The organism is Streptomyces sp. Tu 3180 (assembly GCF_009852415.1).
Lineage (GTDB): Bacteria > Actinomycetota > Actinomycetes > Streptomycetales > Streptomycetaceae > Streptomyces.
On sequence record NZ_WOXS01000001.1, the window covers coordinates 204,961 to 227,595 of the forward strand.

Below are 22,635 nucleotides of genomic sequence, written 5' to 3' on the forward strand. Positions count from 1 at the left end.
CCGCCCCGCACGGCGCCGGACTCGCCTCACTCCTGCTCACCGTCCTCGGACGCGCCGGACGACTGCTGCTGGCTGCGCTCCTGGCGCAGCCGCTCGGCCTCGGGCGCGGTCCTGCGCATCAACTCCTGCATCCGGGCACGGGCCTGATCGCGGACATCACCGTGTGCGCTGCCACCGCCGGGAAGCACCGGCCCCTGCACGCTCGGGCCGGTACCGCTCGCCAGCCGGTTCGGCGACGTCGCCGGCGTGGCGCCGCCTTGGGCTGCAGACGCCAGCGCGCTGCTTCGCCCCGCTGCCGAGCCTGAAACGCGCGCAGCACTGCCGACACCTGACGTCTGCTGCGGAGGGCTCGGTCGTCGGCCGGAGGGCGACGCCGATGCGGCCGGGAGCCGACGGCCACCCGACGAAGCGGGCCCGCCCGGGGCGTCGGGGTTCTCCCGCAGCGCACGGGAAACCTGCCGGGCGGTGTCGCTCCAGGCCCGGCCGTCCTCGCGGACGGTGTTGCCCCACACCCGTACCTGCTGGCGGGCGTCCCTGGAGTAGCGCGAGCCGGCTGCCTTGGCCTGGCGGACAGTGGCCGGCAGGCCGACGGTCGCCCCGTAGGCGGCTCGGCCGCCGCGGTGCAGGATGCGGTAGCCGCGGAAGCGGACCAGCCGGTTGTGGGCGCGGGTGGACAGCAGGGTGCGGTCGGCATGCTGGTCGTGCAGCACCTCACCCGTGGCGGCGTCGATGATCTGGCCGTCGTCGTCGCGGTAGCGGTCGCGCGGACCACCGGCCCTGCGCGGCTCTCCGCCCGGGCCTGCCAGCCCGCCGCCGCCCGGACCACCCGGCCCCTGACCGGACGGGCCACCAGCATGTGGTTCGTCACCGCCGGCGGTGGGCTTTTGCCACTTGGCCAGCTGCTCCCGGTCCGGACGACGGCCGATCAGCAACCAGTGGGCGCCCTTCCCGCCCAGTCGTGCACCGAAGCCTGCGACTGCCGTTGCTGCGGTGAGCGGGGCCAGCCCGCGTCCGGCCTCGGCGGTGGCGTCGGAAAGGACGCGGCCGGTGTCCACCGGCATGCCCGCCCCGTCGACCAGGGAGGCGAGGGCGCCCATCAGCCGCTGCCGGGTGCCGAGCATCCCGAACCGGCCTTTGCCGCCGCCGGTGAAGGCCCGCAGCCCGCCCCCACCCAGGGCGGCAGGGGAGTTCATGGCCAGTGCGGCGCCGAGTTCGGAGGTGTCGCCGGGCAGGTGGGTACCTCCCACCTTGGCGTAGCGCATCCGCATCGCCATGCGCCGGCCGAAGGACGTGACGCCGGTCAAAAGCCTGCGGTGTCCGGCCGCCCCGGCGATGGCCAGCACGTCGATCAGCAGGATCCGCTCGATCATCAGGTCGGGGCCGTTGGTGATGGTGGCGTCCACGGCGATCCCGAACAGCGGCACGAACGCGCAGACGGCGACCAGGGCGAGGATGGCGATCCCCCACAGCGACAGCCACTTCCACACCGACTGGCGGGCGGGCCCGGGCAACATGCCAGCGACGAAGGTGACGCCGCCCGCGGCCGCGGCGGCCACGCAGATGCCCTGGATGCCGAGCATCACGACGGCGCTGGACAGCAGCATGCCGCAGATGAACAGTGCCGCGACGAGCAGCAGGCCGGCGCCGCCGACCCGCCACCAGGTGGGCTTTTCGGCGTAGGCGGCGCACGCCTTGCCGACGTCGCCGGCCCGCTTCATGTCCTGCAGGAAGGCGTCGAACTCGCGGTCCTCGTCGGTGACAAGCGCGTTGGAGGAATTCAGCAGCTCGCCGCCAGGCGTGAGCGAGGGGAGATCGTCGTCCGTTCCGGTGTCGCGCGCGATGTCCTCACCGCTGGGGACGCCTTCCTCGAAGCCGCGTTCGCAGTACTTTCTGGCCGGGCCGCGGATCTTGCTGCAGAGGTCCTTCCCGCGGTCCGAAATTTTGACGTCTCCGGCCTTGTAGCCGCCGGTGAGCCATTTCAGGTGGACGGCGTACGCCCTGCGGTCGGCGGTCTTGGCCGGGTCGAGGATGCGCCCGTACTGCAGCAGCATGTACGGCTTGACGATCAGCGCATTGGTGACCGAGTCCTGAAGCGGTCGGGCGATGTCGGTGGAAGAGGCCGGCGTGGCGGCCTCGCGTCGGTAGCAGTCGGCCTCGGCGGCGCCCGTGGCGGTGGCGCACGGGGAGCTGCTGGCGAGTTTGCCGCCCCAGTCGTAGGCGTTGACGCTCTGCTGGGCGACCTCGAGACCCACCTGCCGGCTCTGCCCCAGCGGCCCGTCCGTTGCGAGGAGGTAGTCCGGGCGGACGAACGCCGACGCGGCGAACGCCGCGATCAGCAAGGTCAGGAACATCTCGCCCACACCGCGGCCGATACGGCCGCGCACCAGCATGAAACCGGTGAACACGAACGCCCACGCCAGCAGCAGCCCGTTGATTCCGAGGGTGTCGACGACCACCTCGTCGTAGACCTCGGAGACTTTCTGCGCCGGAGTGGTGAGGATCTTCAGCAGCGGGAAGCGGAAGGCCACCTCGATCGCCCATCCGGCCAGCCCCACCAGTAGCCGGATCAGCGTGAACAGGCCCGACAGAGCGAACGCCAAGGCCTGAGTCTTGAAGGCCACGATGGAGCCGCCCTGGGCGTTCAGCTCGTACCCGTCGATCGGCACCCCCTCGGAGGAGTCGATATTGAGTGGGCCGAGCAGATCGCCGCTGGCATCGCTGTCGGCGGCGTGGACGACATGACTGTTGATCATGATGAACGCGACGGTGAGCAGCGCGACGAAACTGGCCGAGCGGAGGGTGCCACGGTCTGGACGCACCATCAGTCCAGCTCCCGCCGCGCGGTGGTCCGTTCCCGCCAAATCATGAGGGCGGCCAGGCCCGCTCCGGCTGGCACCAGCCTGCTCACCGCTCCCGCGACGTCGTGGCGTCCGGCAGAGGCGGAGGCGGAGGCGGAGACTGTGGAGCCCCGCTTGCAGTACTCCTTGGCCGGGCCCACGATCGGGCCGCACGGGTCGTGCCGGGCGAAACGGTTCTCGGTGGCGAAGGCCTGCCCGGTGCGCGGCCACCATGCCTCCGGCAGGCTCACCGACAGCACCAGGACGAGCGCACCGGCGGCCACAACGATGACGGTGAGGACGCTCGCGGTGGCGGTGCGCCGGGAGCGGCTGGGAGAGAAGGAGCTCATGCGGTGGGTTCCTCTGGACGATCACCAGTGGTGGCACTGGCAAGCGGCGCGGGAGCGGTGGTGCGGTGTCCCGGTGTGGTGGTGATGGACGTGGCGATGCGTGGGATGCGGGGGATGACGGCCTTGACCCGGCCGGTGTTCTGCCGCGGGCAGGTCAGCAGGAACTCGCCCTCCCGGCCCTTCTGGCCGACCGGGGACAGGCCGGTGGTCACCAGCCGCAGCAACTCCGGGTCGCCGGCGTCCAGGCCGACGAACTCGAGCCCGCGCCGGGCGCGTTCGCGGTCGGTGGTGCGCGCCAGCGCCCGGTAGGCCATCAGCCCGCGGTCCGGGCCCAGTTCTTCTGCGTCGTGGGAGCCGGCGATCAGACCGGCGCCGTGCTTGCGGCCGTCGTGGAGGATCTCGTGGACCAGCGCGGTGCCCTCGGCCGACGAAGTGAGCCAGTACAGCTCGTCCAGCACCACCGCGGTGAACCGCTCCGGGTCCTCGAACGCGGTCTGCCGGGCGATCGCCGCGATCAGGTAGAGCACCGCGCGGCCGATCAGCGCCTCCAGCGGCTGCTGGTGCAGCACCTCCGGCTTGTCGAACGCGGCCTTCGGCGGCAGCTTCAGCCCCGTGGTCGTGATCACGATCATGTCGGAGGCACCAGAGGCATCCAGCCGCACCGGCGGCAGCGCCGGATCGAACACCATCGCCGCCAGCGGATTGCTGGCCACCACCTTGATGAGACCGGCCAGAGTCGCGGCCGCGTCCTGCCGCTTACCCGCCTCCCGCGTCGCCATCTCCTGCAGGACTTCCAGCACGCGGTGCATCGACGGCTGCTCACTGGCGGCGGCCTGCTCCACGGCGTGGTGCAGTACCTCACCACTGGTGGACATCGGCCCGATGCCCAGCTGCAAGGTGAGGTAGGACAGGGCGTAGTGACGTCCCTCCGGCCCGTCGAACATCCGCAGCGGGTCGATGGACACCTCCGCCTGGGCGGCGTCGATGATCTGGCAGCGGCCCGCAGCGGCGGTGCGTGCGAAGGTGGCCCACTCGCGCACCGGGGTGCGGTCGATGCAGATCGCGACCCCGCCCCGGGCCCACACCGCTTCGGCGATCAGCTTCTCCAGCACGCTCTTACCGGCGCCCAGGTCGCCGACGATGCCCATGGAGGCCGAGGCGTCCTGCTTCGGCGCATCCGCCACATTGATCATCACCGGGCGGGTCGTGCCGCAGTCCAGGTCGAGACCGAGAAACATGCCGTTGGGATCGCCGACCTCCGTGGTGGTGAAGGCGCCGCCCAACGCCCAGTCCTCGGAGACCTGGTGCTGGGTGAACTCGCGCACCACCCCGGGCCGCACCGTGCCCGGCAGACCGAGCATGAACAAGGCCTCCTGCAGGCCGGCCGGGCGCACCGCCCGGTAGTCGGCGCCGCCCAGCAGCGCGACCAGCGCTCGGGCGCGGGCGTCGCAGATCGCGGCGGTCGGCCCCCACACCGACAGCACCGTCACTGACTGGACCTCGACCTCCACGCTGGTGCGGGACAGGCGGGCGTCCAGCTCGCCCAGATCACGGGCGGCCTCCGTCAGCGAGGCGGGCATGCCGGTGGGGCGGGCGTCGTACTGGTCGGCCTGGTCGATCAGTTCGTTCTTCTTGCGCCGCACCTGCTCGCGGGCCTTCTCCGCCGGCACCAGGGTGAGGTCGATGGTGTAGTCGACGGGAAAGTCCAAAGCCTCGAGCTGGGCGAACAGATCGGCGGCGTCCTGACCGATAGCGGGAGGGCACTCGGCCAGCACCAACTGCGCCTGATAGCCCACCCCGGCATCGGACTCCACCTGCAGCCACCGCCTGCGCAAAGGGGAGGACGCCTTGACCCGCCACCACGCCTTGCCGCCCGAGCGCGTCAGCTGACCTGCGCCATTCAGCTCGTCGGCGTCGTCGAGTTCGGGATCGACGCCGCCCTCTTGCAGGCGGACCTGACCGAGGTCGGCGTAGCTGGGGGAGTGCAGCACACCGGCGCGGACCTGCCCGCCGTACAGGCTGCTCGTCTCGGCTTCGGCCAGCAGCGGCTCGGGCATGCCGCGGTGCAGGGCGTGCTGAACCATCCACACGATCTCCGCCGGGCGGGCCGGGCGGAAGGCGACACTGCCGGCGAGCGCGGCCTCCACCCGCGAGGCCTGCTCGCGGTAGGCGCTCACCTCGCGCCGGGCCACGGGAGCGGCCCGCATGCCCAGCATGGGTGCGACGTCCGCCCACATCGCTCCCAGTGAGGCAGCCAGCTGGCCACCCGCGGCCTCGTTCTGCAGCGGCACCGCCAGCCACAGCGTGCGGCGGTGCATCTCCTGCCCCTCCAGCAGATCCAGGGTGGCCTCGACGTTCTCCACCCACGGATGCGGCTTTCCGCCCGCCGCCGGCCCGGCCGGCTCGACGCCCTCGATCATGCGCAGGGCGATCTCCCCGGCATCGACCTGCGCGCACAGCCCGAACAGACGCGGCGCCCCGGACAGCGAACGCACCAGATGCGTGATCCTGGCGAGCTGTTCGTCGCGGACCGCGGCCGGCACATAGGTGCCCTGCACCGTCTCCTCACGCCGCCCCTGCTCATCCGGGCCCGGGTGCAGCCGGTAGACCGCCCACACACTGCCGTGCGTGGACCACACCAGGTGCCCGGCGATGTGACGAATCGGCACCCTCACCGCGCACCCCCGCCCTGCTCGGCGAGCGCGAGCAGCCGCTGCACCCCCGACACCGGCCCCGCCGGCTCCTGGCGCGCACGCACCGCAGGACGTCGCGGCGTGGGCGTGCGGGTCACCGCGCTCCGGCGCGGTTCGCGAACAACAGCGTGCTGCCTGATCCGATCCGGTACGGCCGCAGACGACGAAGACGGGACAGCGCCGTGCTCGCTGGTGGGAGCGCCCTCGACGGTGAAGCCGCCCAGCAGGGCACGGGCAGCACGATCCCGGGCGGCGCGCCCGCCGATCCGGCCGCCGTGCGGCTGCCAGGCCAGCAGCACCCAGCCCAGCGCGGCCTGCAGCGGAGCCCGCCCCCCGATCCTCGGACGGCGCACCGCCCACACGGCCAGCACCCACGCCACGATCGGCACCGGCCCCATCCACGACCACAGCGGGATCGTCTTGACCAGCAGGAAGCCGCCGCCGACGGCGACCGCGATCTGTGCCGGGGTGTAGGGGCCGAGCGGAATCCTCCAGTCGGCGACCTTGCCCAGCACCCACGGATGACGACGAGCCGCAGTGTAGAACCGCCCGACCCGCCCCGCAGCCGCGCTCACAGCCCACCTCCGACACCGGTGGAGTGCTCCCGAGCAAGGGGATCGGCACCGCGCGCGGGCCCGGGGATGGCGGGAGCGCCCTGGGCGGGGTTCTTCACCTCGTCCTCGAACATGTCCGCCAAGTCCTCGCGGGAGTTGTACAGCCCCAACGCGATGATCATCAGCAGCAGGGCGCCGATCCCGGCCTTCAGGCTGAACTTCTGGATCATGATGACGACCACCAGCACGACCAGACCGGCCTGCAGGCCCTTGGTCGCCCAGTCCTCGAACATGGTGATCCAGCTGTCGCCGAGATCGTCCAGCTGCCCGGCGAGCACCACACCGTGCATCCCCATCACGACCGGTCCTCCTTCTGAGCGATTCCGGATGCCAGAGCGGCCACGTCCCACCGGCCCGAGCGGGCCGTGAACTCCAGCTCGTAGGCCAGCGGCCACCGCCCGGCCTCGTCCCGGGCCTCCACCTGCGCCAGGACGCGGACCGTGGTTCCGTCGCCCGGCACCTTCTCCCCCGCCGCGGCCTCCTCGACGGCGAGGACCCGCCGGAGGGTGACCGCGCTGTACGGGGCAGGAGAGACGGCCGGCAGGTGCACGCCCGGGGCGAGGTAGCGCTCCACCTCCCCGGCCCCGGCGAGGTACGCGCCCAGGAACTCCCCGACCGTGGACGACAGCTCGCCCTTGGGCACGGTCACGCCGTACGGCGACGGCGTCACCTCGGCTCGGGCTGGGCTGGCCACCACGCCGGGCGCGCCGGTCACCGTGAACGAGCCGCCGCCGTCGCCGGCGGCCACCGGGACGGCGAAGTAGCGCACCGAGGCGTCGGCGTACTGCGCAGCCACCGTCACCCACCACCGGCCGGGCTTGTGCTGCGCACTGCGCACCGCGGTCACCGACTCCAGCCGCGCGTGCGCATCGTGCGCATCGGCGGCCGGGTCGGGCAGCTCGACGTCCGGTGCCAGCGACTGCGCAAGCCGGGCCTGCGCGGTGGCGGTGTCGTTGGCGCTGCTGCGCAGCCACGCACCGAGGAACAGCTGCGCATAGCCGGACGGGTCGGCCGCAGCGGCCGCCGCCGTGGTGCGCATCGTGGTGGGCTCGGCCTGCGCAGTGGCCGCGACCGTGGTCGGGTCGGAGACCACCGCCACGCCCAGGGCGACGGGCCCGGCCGCGATCGCGGTGAACAGGGCCAGGCGCGACAGGCGTACGCGGCGGTTCATCTTCTCCAGCCGGACGCCCGCGGCCACCACAGCCGCCTCGGGTTTGGTGGCCTGCTTGCCAGGAGACATGGTCAAACTCCCAGGTCATCAACGTGTACGTGCTGACCTCGAGAAAACCCGCCGACCCCGACCAGACCACCGACCATGAAGGCCCGACCACGGTCACGAACAGGACACAAAACCCGTGGTCGGTCTCATGGTCGGCCCGACCACGAGACCGACCACGGCCCTGGACGCGACCGGGCACGCCCGAGCTCACCGCCGGGCGGGGGAGCTGGCCGCCGGTGAGCCGAACGGCTGCGCACAGGGCGAGATCGCCGACGGGTCGGACGTGCTCTCAGGAGTCGGTCGGGCAGGTCGGTTGCGCAGACTCTGCCGGTTGCGCAGCCTCACCGCGGACTTGCGCATCCCGCTGTGCGCAATCGGATGCGCACGCCGATTGCGCAGGACCCCACTCCCATTGCGCAGAGGTCTGCGCAATCGGATGCCCTGCGGTGCGCAGCCGCGATTGCGCAGTTGTCCGCGACACCGGAACCGCCACGGTCGGAGGCATGGTCGGGGCGGTGAGGACCGTGGTCGGCCCGACCATGAGACCGACCACGGCAGCTCACGGCGCATGTTGCCCGATCGTGACCTGTGGTCGGGGCTGGTGGTCGGCAGTCTGGTCGGGGGCGCCCGATGAGCTGATGGCATGGATCTCGTCCACCACTTTGCACTCAGCGACCCTGGTCATCCTCCGGCGTCACGCCGGCCGCAAAGCCTCAGCGGCGGTGCGGTCAGGATGCGTGGGGGCGCGTGGTGAGCCGCTTCGGCGCGGGGGTCCGGCGCGGGGTGATGGCAGCCGATCAGTTCACCCAGATCGCCAACCGCCTCTTCCGCGACCACCGGCTGTCCTACAAGGCGAAGGGGATCTTCGGCTGCATCTCCACACACCGCGACGGCTGGCAGGTCACTATCGCCGATCTGGCCGCCGTGGGCCCCGACGGGAAGGAAGCCATCCGTGTCGCCCTGAAGGAGCTGGAGCACTGCGGCTACCTCATCCGAGAACGCCTACGCCGCGCAGACGGCACACTCGGCGAGATCGTCTACTCCATCACCGACCAGCCCACCATGCTCGACGCAGCCCTGGGCGAGGTTCCCCCTGCCCTCGCAGCCCCGGTCGCCGACGGTGACACCGATTTCGCGGGAGGAGTCCGGCGCGGGGTGATGGCGGCCGATCAGTTCACTCAGATCGCCAACGGTCTCTTCCGCGACGGTCGGCTGTCCTACAAGGCGAAGGGGATCTTCGGCTGCATCTCCACACACCGCGACGGCTGGCAGATCACCGTCAGCGAGCTGGTCCGCCGCGGCAGAGAAGGCATAGACGCGGTTACTACCGGCCTCAAGGAGCTGGAGAAGTACGGCTTCCTGCTGCGTGAACGCCTGCGCAACCCCGACGGCACCCTGGGCGCGGCCGCATACTGCATCACCGACCTGCCTGCACTGCAAAACCCCAGCTCACAGCCAGAGTCGGGTTTTCCAGGATTGGCTGAACCTGTGTTGGCTAATCCCGGCACTAAGAACACCATGAGTAAGAAGACCAACAAGCAGAACACCAGACCCCTCCATCCGTGCGCCCACGACACCGCCACGCGCATCCCCGGACGGACGGACCAGCCACACCCGCCGACCGCTCCGCCGGCCGACGAGATGCACCCGGGGATCCGGCTTCTGCTGGAGATCGGAGCGAGCCGTCCCGAGCTGCTGCTGACGGGCAAGGCGCTGACCGATCAGGGCCGCGTGGTCACCGTGATGCTGGAAGCCGGCTGGAGTGCCGAGCTGCTGCGCCACGTCATCACCGGCCGGCCCCTGCCCAGCCCGGTGCGTACCTCGGTCGGTGCGATCATCGCCGCCCGGCTGCGCGCCGCTCAGGCCTACCCGCCCCCCGCCGTCGTGGCCGGCCACCCGGGTGCGCCCCGGCCGACTGAGCCGCTCACCGAGCAGTCGTGGGCGGAGCGGTCCTCGACCAAGGCGGCCGCCCGCACCGTCAATGAGGCCCTCACCTACCGGGCGCTCGTCGAGTGCGCGGGCTGCGGGGTCCCCGGAACCGCACCCGGCGAAGACCTCTGCCCGACCTGCCTGGGCTGGCCACCCTGCCGCACCTGCCCCGGCCCCACCCCCCGCCGCGCCCACCCGGACGGCGACGGCCGCTGCACCACCTGTGCCACCGCACTGACCCACTCCATCCAGGTGAGCACCTCGTAATGGGCCCGCTCTGCTCACGACACCGGCCGCACCCAGACAGTTCACACGATCCCTCAGCCTGAGATGACCGCCTCTCCGCTATCTCGCTGCCCTATTCGTACGCGATCCGCACGGAGAAAGTACGCTATCCGTACGGTTCAAAGGGTAGAATGCTGGTCAGGAGGTGTTTCATGTCCGAGTTGTTCGAGGCGGTCGACGCGCTGGTGGCGTCCCGTGCTCCGTTGCCGCCGGCGCAGGAGCGCAAGCGGCTGCGCCAGGCGCACGGCCTGACGCTGGACGAAGTGGCCACCGCGCTGAAGGTGCGCCGGGCGACGGTGTCCGGCTGGGAGTCGGTCAAAAAGACAGTCGAGCCGCGGGGCCCGGAGCGTGAGGCTTACGCGCGGCTGCTGAACAAGCTTGCAGAGCTTTACCCCGCGCCCTCAGTACCGGAGGAGTCAGCCGCCCCGACGACACCGGCCACCTTCACCGCCGCGCCCGCCCCGGCGGAAGCACAGACTCTGCCCCCGGGCCCGGCGCCCGATACTGCGGCTACGACTGCAGCCGGGAACACTCAGATCACCCCTGACCCCCTTCCTCCTGCTCCGGCGGTCGCGCCGCGTCCGGCGCGCACCACCGGGAGCGCGTCGACGTCGCGCCGCCCTGCCGCACGGAAGGCGGTCCCGGTCGGCACCCCGGCGGGCGGCTCCGACCCGCGCTTCGAGAACGGGCCGCTCGCGGTCGTCGACGTCGACACCGACGGCCAGGTCCTCGCGTACTGCACCGGCGGCCTGGTCCTGGACGTGCCCGCCAAGTCCCTCCCGGCCTTGGTGGAGTGGACGCTGAAGGAGGCCAGGCTCGGTCAGCCGAAGCTGTCCGGGCCGGGCAAGGACGCCGACCCGCTGCTGGTGCTGACCGAGGCCGCGCTGGAGCGCTACGGCCTGCCCGTGGCCCTCACCGAGGAGGAGCGCCTCGCCGGGCGCCTGCCGGAGGGCCACAAGGTCATCAAGCAGCTGGCCCGCGCGGACTGGAAGCTGACCAAGCGCGGCTTCGGGCCGTGGGCGCGGATCTACCGGCCCGCGACCGGTTCGGAGCGGGCCTGCGTGCAGCTGTGCATCCCGTCGTGGAACGCGCTCGATGCCCGCCACTGGGGCAACGCCGCCCAGCTGCCGCCGGCGGACCTTGCCCGTGTGCTCGGGGTGTACGCGTCCCGCGTGATGACGCCGCGCGGCTCGACCGCCGTCACCGGCCTGGAGCTGATGACCGCGCTGCACCCGCCGACCCGCGCCTCCGAGCCCGACGCCGACGGCCGCAGGCACTCCGAGCACAACCCTGGCAGCCTGGGCAAGGACCCGGTGGACTGCGCCCCGTGCGAGGCCCCCGACGGGCACCCGCTTCTGGCGGACCTGCCGCGCTTCCACGTCCGCGGCCCGGCGGAGAAGCTGTTCGAGGAGGCGTACGACTGGGCGCGGCCGATGACCGATGCCGAGTGCACCCTGCGACACCTGGTCGGCATCGACGTGAACATGGCCTTCGCCGCCGGAGCCAACGGCCTGATCGTCGGCCTCGGCGCGCCCACTCACGTCACCAACCCGGTGTTCGACCCGAAGCTGCCCGGCTCGTGGCTGGTGGACCTGTCCCACGTCGACCTGTCGAGGGTGAAGGCCGGCAAGGAGTGGGTGGAGCTGGACGGCAGCCTGTTGCCCTCCCCGTTCACGCCGAAGGGCGAGCGCCCGGAAGGCCCGGCCTGGTACGCGACGCCGACCGTCGCCTACGCGGTGGAGCTGGGCTACGAGGTGCGGCCGATCGAGGCGTACGTCCGGTACGACAACGGCCGCTACCTGGACGGCTGGTACCAGCGGCTGCGCGACGCCTACCTCGCCACGATGGCCGACCTCGGCGTCCACGCCGACATGGAGCCGGCCGACTTCCTGGCGGCGATGGACGGCTACCAGGAGCGCGATCCCGAGCTGGCGATCGTCGCTGCGGCGATCAAGGCGACGGTCAAGGGCGGTCTGGGCAAGCTGCGCGAGCGCCCGCGCGGGGAGGGCTGGCGGCCCGGGCAGCCGTGGCGGGCGCTGTCCCGGCCCACCTGGCGGCCGGACATCCGCGCGGCGGTCATCTCCCGCACCCGGATCAACCTCCACCGCAAGATCGTCAAGCATGCGGCGTTCACCGGCCAGTACCCGGTGGCCATCCTGTCCGACTGCGTGGTCTACGCGGCCGACGGCACCAGTCCGCTGGACTTCCTGCCCTACCGCCAGGGCAAGCCGCTGCCCGGCGGCTTCAAGCTCGGCGTCAACCCCGGTCTGGTCAAGCACGAGGGCACCCAGTCCGTCCTGTGGGGCGAGGAGGTCCGCGAGCGGTTCAACGCTCCGGAGCTCAACCTCGCCCGCTACATCAAGGACGGTACCGTCACCGACGTCGACAACGGAGAGTAGGAGAGGGCGACGATGAGTCTGTTCGGGGACGGCCTGGACGCCGCGGTGCAGAAGGCGTTCACCCGCCCGGCGCCCAAGAGCGCGCCCGCGCAGATGCGCTATCTGGTCAAGCAGCTCAAGGGCACCAAAGCCGTGGCGCAGATGCTGCGGATCTCCCAGCGCACCGTCGAGCGGTACGTGAAGGGCCAGATCAAAAAGCCCCGTCCCGACCTTGCCGCGCGCCTGGAGCGCGAGGTGAAGAAGCGCTGGCAGCCGCAGATCAGGGCCAAGGCCAGGGCGAGGGCGGCCACCACCGGTGGCATCGTCATCGACACCCGCGCCCGTCTCGGCTACACCGCGCCGATCGGGTCGACGGATGAGTCCCGCATCCGCCACCTGACCGTCGCCCTGCCCCCGCAGCACGCCGCCCGCCTCTTCGACGCCCACCAGGCCGGCGCCGGCGACCAGCAGCTCCAGCAGATCGCCGCCGACGCGCTCAAGGAGGTGTACTTCCAGGACGGCGGCCGCCGCGCCGGCAGCCTGGAGGAGGTCCGCTTCACCGATATCGAACACCTGGAGTTCGAGCTGTAGCCGCCACCGCACACCACGCGAGCCTTGGACCGATACGGTGAGCCGAAGCACGATAGTTGTCGCATCGACAGGCTGGTTGTCACCGACCTACAGCCTGGAGGAGTACCCGCATCAAGCACGTATGTCTTACCTGAGGTTGTGAACGCGCCCGCCGACCCCTGGCGATAGCGGGCCGAAGGCCCGTGGGTGTTGGCAGAGGGTGGGGTCATAGCGTGGTTGTGCCGCCCGGTCGCACTACTGTCTTTGGCCGGTTCCGACAGTTCACCCGGTTCTGCAGTGGGAGTAGCGTCACGGATTAATTGGCGCCCTCGCGGTCGGCCGACTCACTGGTGAATCGGCCACGCACGACGAGAGCGGTAGCAGACGGCGAGATGCCTTATCGGGTCGTAGAACCCGAAAGCACCGACCGGCAAGGAGGACGACGATGTCGTGGGTGACCAGCAGCCTTCGGACGCTTAGCGGTGAGATGCGTGCGCGGTGGCACGGGTACTTCGTCGGCTACGGGCAGCAGGACTGACGCTCGGCAGCCGTAACAGGCACAACTCCGACCAGCAAGGGTCGGGCAGCCGCCGTGTCATGGATCATCAAAAGCCTCCGGGTGCTCAGTGGTGAAGCGCGCACGCGCCGCAACCAGTACGGCGACAGGTACGGGCACAACGCCTGACGTGCTCTTCGTAAAGGGAATGGGACGCGCGGCCAAGCCGCCGCGCGTCCCATCCTCCGGCAGATGGGCGAACGATCTGTGCTCTTGGACAGGAAGAGTCTGTGGCCGCAACTGCGGCGGTGGGAGGAGCAGTCCGCGGACCGCGACGGTCCGTTCAGGCTCCGCTTTGGAACCCTCTTTGTAGCCGATGCCGACGCGGCCCGGAACATTCTGGTCGACTCGGCCGACAACTACCTGTCCCAGTCCGGGTTCTACCGCCTGGGATCGGACCCCCTGCCCCAGGCGGCCCGGAGCGAAGCCTCCCGCGAGTTACTCAGGGTCCTGGCCCGGCACGACCTGGCGGCATCATTCGACCTCGACTCCGCCCTCGATGAGGTGAGTGACGGCCGCGGCCGTCTGCGGCACCAGCGCTGGGGTGTCGAAATGGTCCGGCGGTACTTCGCCCCCGTTATCGCGCACCAGTGTCATACCGAAATCAACGCGCTCGTCGACGCCTACGTGACGTCGAGCATTGTGGCCGACGACATCGTCGGCCACGTGCTGAGACGCTCGCACCGTACGGTGCCCGCCGTCCGGGCCGGGCTCGCTGAACAACTCAGCCGGCTGCCGGCGCGGGAAGGTGGCGCACAGGACCTGGTCGATCTGGTACTCGGCCTGCCCGGTGAACTATCCCCGGGCGATCGCGCACAACTGTTGCAACGCCTCGTCCTGTCCACGGTCGGCTTCGCCGGTGTGACTCTCGAGTGGGTGGTGATGCTCGGCATTCAGCACGGCTACGACACCCCGGCGGTGCGGCAGGAACAGATTCATCGGCTGGTCAGGGAGGCGCTGCGCCTGTACCCAACCGCGTGGCGCCTGATCAGGGTGGCCGCCGCCGACCACGACGTTGCCGGCACCCGGGTCCACGAGGGCGAGCACATCCTGATCGGCACACACGCGATCCACCGGTCGGCGACCGTATGGGACAGACCACTGGACTTTCGTCCCTCGCGCTGGGAGCAGCCGACCGATGACCAGCGGCGCTCCTACCTCCCCTTCGGTAAAGGCGACGGCATGTGCCCGGCGAACGGCTTCGCCGTCAAAGCACTCGAACACCTTGGCCACCTCATCCTTAACGGCCACCGGGGGCACGTGCGCATGCACACCCGCAAGCCCCATGTCCGTACACTCCTGGCTCCACCTGCCGGTTGGACCAGCCTCGCCCCCGCCGCAACACTCGAGCGCTGAACTGAGCCTCTCGCTTTCATGAAGCGGGCTGTCCGGCAGGCGGTCAGGAAAACAGAAAGTTCCTCTGACCAGCAAGCATGAGGATTGTCGAGGTCCTTGTTCCTGCCACCGCCGGAGGCACAGGCCTTGCCCCTTGCTCTTGGACACACGAGACACTGGATCTGGGAGTTGTCGTCCGGTACGCGGTGAGCGGGCCTGCGCCCCCTCAGAGCCCGCATCGGTCGAGGATGCTCATCAGCTTGCGCCGGCGTTTCAGTTCTGCCCGCAGGTTGGCGAGGTAGTCGGTGAACGCCTCTTGCGTTCCCAGCGCACGATGGCAGTCACGGGCACCCAGCAGCAGCCGGGCCAAGTGCTCGTAGGCACGGTCGCCGGTCGGCTCCTTCAGCCGCTCGACCAGTCTCAGATAGACCCCGAGCGCCTTGGCCGGACGCGTCTCGCGTGACAGGTCGGCAAGATGTTCCCACTGCCGGTCGTCCGCGAGGCCGGCGGCCTCGCGCCAGGCCGTGTCCACATCGCCGTCGTCAAGCAGCGCATCGATCAGCACGGGTCCGCCATACCGCCCGCCATGAGCGCGGCGGGCGTCCTCTCTCAGGGCAGCCAGCGCGGCCACACGCTCGGCCTCCCAGCACTGCGCCGTCTGAGCGGCGGAGCGCAACTGCCGGTAGGCGGCCAGGGACCGTTCGACACGGAAGCGGTTCCGGCGCACCCCGACCACGTCCGCCGGCCGCCCCGCCTCCGAGTAACGGGCGCACACGTAGTCGACCAGGCGGCCGTCGATGTACGTCTCGGCGGCGCAGTCTCGAATTCCGTGCTCCGCCCACGTGAGTGCCTCGTCCGCACGGCCCGCCGAATCGAGTTCCTCGGCGATGCGCAGATGCGTTGCACCGGACGGGTCGAGGTTCTGCGCGTACAGAGCGACTAGCGCGTCGACGTCGCCCTCCGCCTCGACCAGGCGCTCCATCAGATGCTGCTCCGCCCAGCCGGACGGCCTGCGCCGCTGTGCCTCGGCCGCCAACTGCCGCAGGCGGGCAAGCCCACTCGGCCCCAGCACCTCGGCGTAGTCGAGCGGGTCCAGGTCGATCACGTCATTGCTGTCGCCGAGCACCTGGCCGACCAGCCACTCGGCCAGGTGCTCCGGATCGGTGCGCGCGGCTTCGCACGCTTCCAGATGGGCCTTGGCCACCGCGGCGGCGGCCTGCCCCACCACACCGTCGGAGTCGTCGATCTCCCCGTACGCCTCTCCCAGCACTCGGATCGCCTCCTCGGCCAGACCGAGTGCCTGCATCGCCTGACCGTCGGTGGTCAGGGCGCGCAGCGCGGCTGCCGCCTCTGCCACCTGCTGTGCGTACCTGGAGGCATCGGCGTACTCGTACCGGGCGAAAGGCCGCGGGTCAATCAGTGCCAGGATCCGGTCCCGGACCGTATCGGTGTCGGAGCGAGCGACGGCGGCCCGCAGTTCCAGGCGTCGGCGCAGCCGGTGGTCCTCGGCGATCTGCTCCCGCACCAGCGCCAGGAGTTCGTCCCGGGACAGTGCCGTGAGCCACGCTTCCAGGCCGGAGGCTCGTGCTCGTGCGGCGATCTGCTGATGCGGGATCGTTTTCGCCCGCCGCAGCATGGTCAGTCCCACCGCCACACAGTGCTTGCAGAAGTTGCCCTCCTGCCCGTAGGGACAGTCGCACCACCCCGAAGGTCCGTCGTCCCCGCCGAGGGTGAGCTCCACCTCGTAGATGTTCGTACCGTGCACCACGGCGGTGACCGAGTGCTCCCTTACCTCCAGATCGCTCACCGCGTCCAGGTACCCCAGCCCCCGCTCGAAGGACCGCATCCCCGCGAGCACCCGCAGATCGTCCTCGCCGAACCCCACGATTTTCCGTGCCACACCGGTATTCAATCGCGGATCGGCGGCTTCCGGAGGCCTCATGATCCCGGCTGTCCGCACGCGGGGCCGTGGAATACTCGGCTGCAACCAAGGCTGGCCAGCCCGTAGGCTCCTCGTTCGCGGCGTCGGCATGGCGCCCTGCCGGCAGTGGACACTCAACGGACCGAGGGTGCGTGGCGCAATGAGCAGCCGACTCTTCGCAATCTCCTTCGATGCGCACCAGCCCGAGCGCCTGGCGCACTTCTGGGCCGGCGTCCTGGGCCTGCAGAGAGCCGACGGGGGTGACGACGGGGTCACCCTGTTGTCCGGGAACGACGCCGGCTACCGTCTGGGCTTCCGTCCCTCCCGGGCGCGGAAGACCGCCCAGAATCGGCTGCACTTCGACCTGACCAGTTCCTCCCCGGAGGAACAGCGGGAGACCGTGGCCAGGGCGCTCGACCTCGGCGCGCGGCACGCCGACGTCGGCCAGGAACCGGACGCGTCCCACGTGGTGCTCGCCGATCCCGAGGGCAACGAGTTCTGCGTCATCGAGCCGGGCAATGCCTTCCTCGCCGGCTGTGGCCTCATCGGAGCGCTCGCCTGCGACGGTTCGCAGGCCGTGGGCTACTTCTGGAGCCAGGCGCTGGGCTGGCCGCTGGTCTGGGACCAGGACGAGGAGACCGCCATCCAGTCACCGAACGGCGGCACGAAGATCACATGGGGTGGTCCGCCGCTCATGCCGGACCCCGGCAAGGACCTGCACTTCGACCTCGTGCCGGAGGACGATCAGCAAGCGGAGGTCGAGCGCCTGCTCTCCCTCGGGGCGAAGCGTCTCGGCCCCGCCCGCGGCGGGGACGGGGCCGTGCTGCTGGCCGACCCCGACGGCAACAAGCTCCGCGTGCTCACACGCCGGTGAAGCCGGAACCGACGGGAACCGAAGCAGGCGGTTGCCGCGGGAGGGTCGTCGCTGCCGTCGAGCCCTGAGGCGCAGAGCGGTACCCGGCCCGGGACGGCCTCCCTGCGGCTGCCCACCCCCGGCCAAAAAGCCGCGCGGGCCGGCTGAAGGTATGAGGGCGGCCTTGGATCTGGTCCCGGCTGCTCATGCCAGGGCAGGTCTGTGCGCGTGGTCGTCGAGGCCACAGATGTGGAGACGCTGCGGATGGTGTTGCGGAGGTCGGCCGTTAGCCTGTCGGTATGGCAGAGCGTGTCACTGCGGGCCGTGCGGACGGTCTGATCACTCTGGGCGCCGCGGACGTTTTGTGGGCCGGTTTGACGGCCGACAGCGCGGTGCCGACGGCTTCTGCGGCGCTCACCCGCTCCCCTGCCCGAGCTCAGGCGGGCTACGTCCTGCTCGGCGGCTGCGTGGTGGCGACGGTGAAGGCCAGCGGCCGGTGGAGCGTTGTGGAGACTGAGGTGCGCCGGGCGGCGGCGGAACTGAACGCGGTGGAGATGGACCGCCAGGACCTGGTCCGCATCGGTCCGTTCCGTGACGGGGCGAAGCAGGAACACCATGAGGAAACGCCGTTGCGATGGCGCCGGCGCATCGCCCGGGAACTGCAGGAACTAAACGAACCCGAGCGGGCTGACGGCCGTCTTTACCATCTGGCGGGGATCGACTGGCGGCACATTCTCGTGGAGCAGACCTGCGACGGAGCGCAGCGGACGTGGTGGCTGCCGCGCGCTGTGGTCAGGCTGCTGGACATGGCCGAGCACACCGAAACGCGGTGGCTGCGAGCCGCGCGAACCCGCCAGGCAGGCACAACCGTCGCCGAGTCGCCCTCCCGCCATCGGCAGACCCGAACCGTCGACGGCCGGCCAGCGACGAGTCCCAACCATCCGGCCGTCCCACTGCGCCCGTACAACGAGGAACTCAAAGGCCACCTGTACTCGGTACTCAGCAGGAAACCCGGCATCTCCCGCAAGGTGGCCGGGTGGGCGTGCGCCGTCTGCCGCTCCGCACCCGCCGCCGTACTCGACCACTGCCACGAACATGGCTACGTCCGCGCCCCCGTCTGCCACTCCTGCAACACACAAGAACGACCCGACCACCTCTACAGCAACCACATCCGCGTGGGCGACCACTACAGGCGCCTCTTTCACACCCACACCGCCCAATGGCTCCGCCACTGGCACCGCTGCCCCGGCTGCCGCGCCCGCACCACCCTGCCCCTACCCCACCTCGCCGCATGGACCGCCCACATAGCCTGCCGCTCCCTGCGCCCCACCCACCGCGACCCCAGGAGCTCCCGCGGACGCAAACCCTGCGGTGCGCTGCGCGTGTCCTGGACCGGCAGCCACCATGCGCCCGGCTCCTGCCAGTTCACCGTCGCCGTCGACCTGTGCCCCTCCGGCGAACACCGTGTCCTGGCGCACGTCTCCTACCGCGAAGCAGCCGAGCAGTTTCGCACCTGGCTGACCGAGACCGCCCCTGCCGTGGCGGCCGAGGCCGGACCCGACCGCCTGGACGACCTCCCCACCCAAATCCGGCCAGTCATCGCGGACACCAGCAGCGAAGGCCAGGCGCTTTTCTGAGCCGACAACGACAGGTCCGACACCACGCCGGCCGGATAATGACGAAATCACCCAGTGGCCATCGGTACACCACTCCAGCGGATGTGACCGACAGGCTGGAACTGTGCCCCTTGCGTTTGCTGGCCCTGTCCTACGGGGTGGCGGACGCCTCCCGGGCCACCGCCGAGTCTCCGCGTCCTGAGCCCCGATCACCCGAACACCCTGGGCAGCCGACACAGCTTGGCCATCGACCTGGCGGACCCGGGCCAGCACGCGCACGCAGTCGACCACCACCGGCAAAACCTCGCCATCCGCGCCCGTATCCTGGGGATCGACCACCCTGACACCCTGCACAGCCGTCAAGGCCTGGAGGAGGCGCTGGCCGGCTCGCGCACAGCACACCGGCCAATGAATCGCCGTCCCTGGCACAGAACCATCACCGACTGAGCCAACGGTGCTTCCCGTCACTGAGATTCTTCAGCAGTGCTGCTCCAGGGTGGGGACGGCTTGGACGATTGACGTGAGCTGGTTCGGGTCGTAGCGCGCCCGACGGAAAATCCGCCAACTCGGAACGTCAGCGGCCCGGTTCTGTTACACCCCAACGGCCGCGCCCCCCGGGCCGGGGAGGCTCGAGGGGCGTGGTAAAGGGCTCAGGAGGCGTCAGGGCGGCGCCACTGCTGCGTCGGCCGCCACGGCTCAGGCCGTGGGGGCAGTTTGCTGAACATGGGCAGAGGAACCTGTTCGGCCCGCCGCGCCGCATCCTGCCCGGTCTCGTCCGCGGCGGCCGCGCGGTCCTCGGCAATGCCGGCCGGCGTCCACTGGTGCCCGTCCCATTCTTGAATGCCGCGTGGTGCGTCAGGGGCGACGTGGGCTCCCTGCTCCGGCTGCTCGCCAAGCGGGACCGCCCGACGCTCCCCTGGCGCGGGGCGTCGCTGCTCACGGCGCCCCGCCCACTCCTCGAGGGGCTCGTCTTCCACAGGGTGCTCCCTCCCTTTGTCGGTTCTCGTCCAGTCTGCCGTGTCAGCGCCATCGCCGGGACCCTGCGCGGGGGTTACAACGTCACGGACCACCCGCCGCGCGACAGGGTCGTCTCGCCGTCGGGGGTGATGGTGACCTGGGCGCCGTACACGGGGAGTTCCCCGTGCTCCAGCCACCGCCATCGGATCTGTTCGAGGGTGTCGTACAGGCGGCGCGGGCCGCCCTGGTGGACGGTCGTGGTGCGCTCCCCCTGTGCGGTGTGGGCACGGGCCCAGGAGCCGTCCGGGTGCAGCATCCACGTCATGCGGCTGCCGTCGTCTGCGGTGCCGGTGCGGTGCTCGATGCCGGGCACGGTCAGGGAGAGCATGGACCACACCTCCCAGACCTGCATGACGTCCAGCACCGGGAACGGGGAAACGCTCACCTCCCCTTCGGCGGTGTTGGCCGTGTCGAACACCTCGCTGAGTGCGGGCGGGTAGTCGTCGCCGGTGCGGGTGGCCATGAACGACCCACGGTCCCACTCCACGCGCCCTCTCGCGCCGCCGTCGTCGGTCTTGCCCGCGGTGACGATCAGGCCGGTTCCCTCGAGCGTGGTGACCAGACGCCCGCCGGGGGCGAGCGCGGCCAGCCACGAGGCGGGGATGCGGGGCATCGACACCGTGGACACGATCCGGTCGAACACGCCCGGCAGTTCCTCGCCGCCGGCGTCCGCGGTGACGACGGTGGGGTACCAGCCGATTTGGTCCAGGCGTTCCGCGGCCGCATGGGTCAGGTAGGGGTCGACGTCCAGCGTCGTCACCAGGTCGTCGCCGATCCGCTGACAGGCCAGAGCGGCGCTGTACCCAGAGCCGGTCGCCACGTCCAGCAGGCGCATGCCGGGGGTGAGGCGGCAGTGCCGGAGCATCGTCACCACCAGGCTGGGGAGGGTGGAGGACGAGGTGGGATGCCCGGTGACGGTACGGCCGGCTTGGGCTTGGTCCGCGTGTACGGCGCCGACGCGCGTGATCAGCGTGGTGTCCGAATACGCGGCCGCAGCCCACGCCTTCTCGTCGGACGGCCCGTCGACGACGGTCCACCCCTGCGGGCCGGGGGTGAACCAACGCGGCACCAGCATGTGTCGAGGCGTCTCCTTGACCGGGACCCACCAGCTCGATCCCGGGTACGCGGTCTGGGCCGCGAGGGCGGCCGCGTGCGGTTTCCAGTGCATCAGGTGCCTCCTTGCAAGTCGTCGGCAATCGCCTCGGCGATCGGCAGGCCGGTCGCGCTTTGAATCCAATCCCACTGGCCGCACGGGTTGACCTCGAGGAACGTCCACTGCCCATCGGAGCCCACAATGAAGTCTGCCGCGCCGTAGCGCAGTTGCAGCCGCTCCATCAGGCGCCGCATTCCTGCGGCAACGTCCTCGGGGGTCGTGGTCGTGGTGTAGGTCAGCGATCCGTAGTCGCTGCGCCAGTCCTCGTACGAAGCTTCGCTGCCGGCGTGGATCGCGGCGGCGAACATCCGCTCCCCGACTACCGTCAGCCGCACCTCGTACTCCTTGCTGACCCAGGCCTGGAACAGGTGCGCGGTGGTGTCGATCCCGCGCAGGTCCTGCAGGTCGGACAGGCTCAGGCGCTGTGTGTAGACGGATTTGAGCCGGCCGTCCTCGATCAGTACGGGGGAGGCGACCGGCTTGCACACGATCGGCCCGCCGGTCTGCGTGGCGAACGCCACCACGTCGCGGGGCCGGTTGGTGATCAGGGTGGCCGGGATGCGCAGCCCGCACGCGCGGGCGGCCGCGAGCTGCGCGGGCTCGTACTCGGCGCGTGCCATGGCGGTCGGGTGGTTCACCCAACGGCACTCCAGCGCGGACAGCACACCGCCCAGGCCAGCGCGGGCCTGAGCAGCGGCGAATCTCTCCTCCGGTCCGGACATCCCCTCGGGGAAGCGGAACGCCCCGGGGGCGCGGTAGTACACCGCGCCGACCTGGGACAGCTCCACCGTCCGCTACTCGGTGGCGAGCTCGCCCGTCCACGCCTGCGCTTGGTCGATCTTGCCGGCCAGGGTGAGCTGCTGCGGGAAGTCGGCGGTGTCCATGCGGAACACCTCAACCCCGCGGCGCTCCAGCTCGACGACGACCCGGTCCGTGGGCCAGTCATCGGCAGCGGCGATGATCAGGACGGGCGAGGGCATCAGTCCTTCGGCCCCTCATCCAGCGGCGGCGGGTTCTTCGTGTCGCCGTCCGGGACGGTCGGGGTGTGCGTGTTCGCCATGCACGTCAGCAGGCCACCGTCGTCGCAGATGTTGACCTGCCGGTCGTGGTCGTAGACGTGCGCCGGGACGCGGGCGGCACCGGTGGAGTCAGGGGTGCGCGCGAACCGTAAGGCCCACGGCCTGGTCTGCGGAGCCGACGGGGCCTCCGCGCTGTACGGGGTGCGCCCTCCGGGCGCGGTGAGGGGGAATGCCTCTCGGTCGAGAGCTGTCGTCACGTTCTTCTCCGTTTCCTTCGGGTGTGCGATGGG

Annotated in this window: 19 protein-coding genes; 7 read left to right on the forward strand and 12 right to left on the reverse strand. The window is 70.7% G+C overall.

Going from position 1 to position 22,635, the window contains the following annotated elements:
- Positions 1-26 precede the first annotated feature (26 nt).
- From GL259_RS00920 to GL259_RS00945, 6 genes are read right to left on the reverse strand one after another with little or no spacing between them, the layout of a single operon-like run.
- Complete coding sequence (locus GL259_RS00920; protein WP_159528328.1) at positions 27-2,822, reverse strand: hypothetical protein; 2,796 nt, start codon at positions 2,820-2,822, stop codon at positions 27-29.
- Positions 2,822-3,187, reverse strand: a complete 366-nt coding sequence (locus GL259_RS00925) for a hypothetical protein (RefSeq protein ID WP_159528330.1) — start codon at positions 3,185-3,187, stop codon at positions 2,822-2,824. Before GL259_RS00925 ends, GL259_RS00920 begins: the two co-directional genes overlap by 1 nt.
- Positions 3,184-5,862 carry an ATP-binding protein gene (locus GL259_RS00930; RefSeq protein ID WP_159528332.1) on the reverse strand — a complete coding sequence of 893 codons (2,679 nt, stop codon included), beginning with the start codon at positions 5,860-5,862 and terminating at the stop codon, positions 3,184-3,186. Before GL259_RS00930 ends, GL259_RS00925 begins: the two co-directional genes overlap by 4 nt.
- On the reverse strand, positions 5,859-6,455 hold the full coding sequence (locus GL259_RS00935) for a hypothetical protein (protein ID WP_159528334.1): 597 nt from the start codon (positions 6,453-6,455) through the stop codon (positions 5,859-5,861). Before GL259_RS00935 ends, GL259_RS00930 begins: the two co-directional genes overlap by 4 nt.
- Positions 6,452-6,793 carry a hypothetical protein gene (locus GL259_RS00940; RefSeq protein ID WP_166461400.1) on the reverse strand — a complete coding sequence of 114 codons (342 nt, stop codon included), beginning with the start codon at positions 6,791-6,793 and terminating at the stop codon, positions 6,452-6,454. Before GL259_RS00940 ends, GL259_RS00935 begins: the two co-directional genes overlap by 4 nt.
- The gene (locus GL259_RS00945) at positions 6,790-7,734 is read right to left on the reverse strand and encodes a conjugal transfer protein (protein WP_159528336.1); all 945 of its coding nucleotides are present in this window, start codon (positions 7,732-7,734) and stop codon (positions 6,790-6,792) included. Before GL259_RS00945 ends, GL259_RS00940 begins: the two co-directional genes overlap by 4 nt.
- A gap of 729 nt (positions 7,735-8,463) precedes the next feature.
- Here GL259_RS00945 and GL259_RS00950 point away from each other — a divergent pair.
- The 4 genes from GL259_RS00950 (at position 8,464) to GL259_RS00965 (ending at position 14,787) form a co-directional block, all read left to right on the forward strand.
- The gene (locus GL259_RS00950) at positions 8,464-9,909 is read left to right on the forward strand and encodes a hypothetical protein (RefSeq protein WP_159528422.1); all 1,446 of its coding nucleotides are present in this window, start codon (positions 8,464-8,466) and stop codon (positions 9,907-9,909) included.
- Between the two features lie 170 nt (positions 9,910-10,079).
- A complete protein-coding gene (locus GL259_RS00955; protein ID WP_159528338.1) occupies positions 10,080-12,326 on the forward strand; it encodes a helix-turn-helix transcriptional regulator in 2,247 nt (748 codons plus the stop codon).
- Between the two features lie 12 nt (positions 12,327-12,338).
- A complete protein-coding gene (locus GL259_RS00960) occupies positions 12,339-12,896 on the forward strand; it encodes an XRE family transcriptional regulator (RefSeq protein ID WP_159528340.1) in 558 nt (185 codons plus the stop codon).
- Positions 12,897-13,638: 742 nt separating this feature from the next.
- Positions 13,639-14,787, forward strand: coding sequence for a cytochrome P450 (locus tag GL259_RS00965; RefSeq protein WP_159528424.1), 1,149 nt, complete (start codon positions 13,639-13,641; stop codon positions 14,785-14,787).
- 205 nt (positions 14,788-14,992) lie between these two features.
- Here the strand turns inward: GL259_RS00965 and GL259_RS00970 are convergent, their stop codons facing one another.
- Positions 14,993-16,612 carry an SWIM zinc finger family protein gene (locus GL259_RS00970; protein WP_159528426.1) on the reverse strand — a complete coding sequence of 540 codons (1,620 nt, stop codon included), beginning with the start codon at positions 16,610-16,612 and terminating at the stop codon, positions 14,993-14,995.
- A gap of 235 nt (positions 16,613-16,847) precedes the next feature.
- Between GL259_RS00970 and GL259_RS00975 the strand changes: the two genes are divergently transcribed.
- The 3 genes from GL259_RS00975 (at position 16,848) to GL259_RS00985 (ending at position 19,603) form a co-directional block, all read left to right on the forward strand.
- On the forward strand, positions 16,848-17,561 hold the full coding sequence (locus tag GL259_RS00975; RefSeq protein WP_159528342.1) for a VOC family protein: 714 nt from the start codon (positions 16,848-16,850) through the stop codon (positions 17,559-17,561).
- A gap of 278 nt (positions 17,562-17,839) precedes the next feature.
- A complete protein-coding gene (locus GL259_RS00980) occupies positions 17,840-19,177 on the forward strand; it encodes an endonuclease domain-containing protein (protein ID WP_159528344.1) in 1,338 nt (445 codons plus the stop codon).
- 201 nt (positions 19,178-19,378) lie between these two features.
- Positions 19,379-19,603, forward strand: a complete 225-nt coding sequence (locus GL259_RS00985; protein WP_279578614.1) for a tetratricopeptide repeat protein — start codon at positions 19,379-19,381, stop codon at positions 19,601-19,603.
- Between the two features lie 203 nt (positions 19,604-19,806).
- On the opposite strand, the gene GL259_RS38190 is transcribed toward GL259_RS00985, so the two are convergent.
- From GL259_RS38190 to tgmA, 5 genes are read right to left on the reverse strand one after another with little or no spacing between them, the layout of a single operon-like run.
- The gene (locus GL259_RS38190) at positions 19,807-20,316 is read right to left on the reverse strand and encodes a DUF6087 family protein (protein WP_243762156.1); all 510 of its coding nucleotides are present in this window, start codon (positions 20,314-20,316) and stop codon (positions 19,807-19,809) included.
- The gene (locus tag GL259_RS00990; protein WP_159528348.1) at positions 20,208-21,341 is read right to left on the reverse strand and encodes a protein-L-isoaspartate(D-aspartate) O-methyltransferase; all 1,134 of its coding nucleotides are present in this window, start codon (positions 21,339-21,341) and stop codon (positions 20,208-20,210) included. Before GL259_RS00990 ends, GL259_RS38190 begins: the two co-directional genes overlap by 109 nt.
- On the reverse strand, positions 21,341-22,114 hold the full coding sequence (locus GL259_RS00995) for a RimK domain-containing protein (protein WP_243762157.1): 774 nt from the start codon (positions 22,112-22,114) through the stop codon (positions 21,341-21,343). The genes GL259_RS00990 and GL259_RS00995 overlap by 1 nt, the downstream gene beginning before the upstream one ends.
- Positions 22,115-22,120: 6 nt before the next feature.
- Entirely contained in the window at positions 22,121-22,306 is a 186-nt protein-coding gene (locus GL259_RS38195; RefSeq protein WP_243762158.1) for an MvdC/MvdD family ATP grasp protein, read from the reverse strand.
- On the reverse strand, positions 22,306-22,602 hold the full coding sequence (gene tgmA / locus GL259_RS01000) for a putative ATP-grasp-modified RiPP (RefSeq protein WP_159528350.1): 297 nt from the start codon (positions 22,600-22,602) through the stop codon (positions 22,306-22,308). Before tgmA ends, GL259_RS38195 begins: the two co-directional genes overlap by 1 nt.
- Positions 22,603-22,635 lie beyond the last annotated feature (33 nt).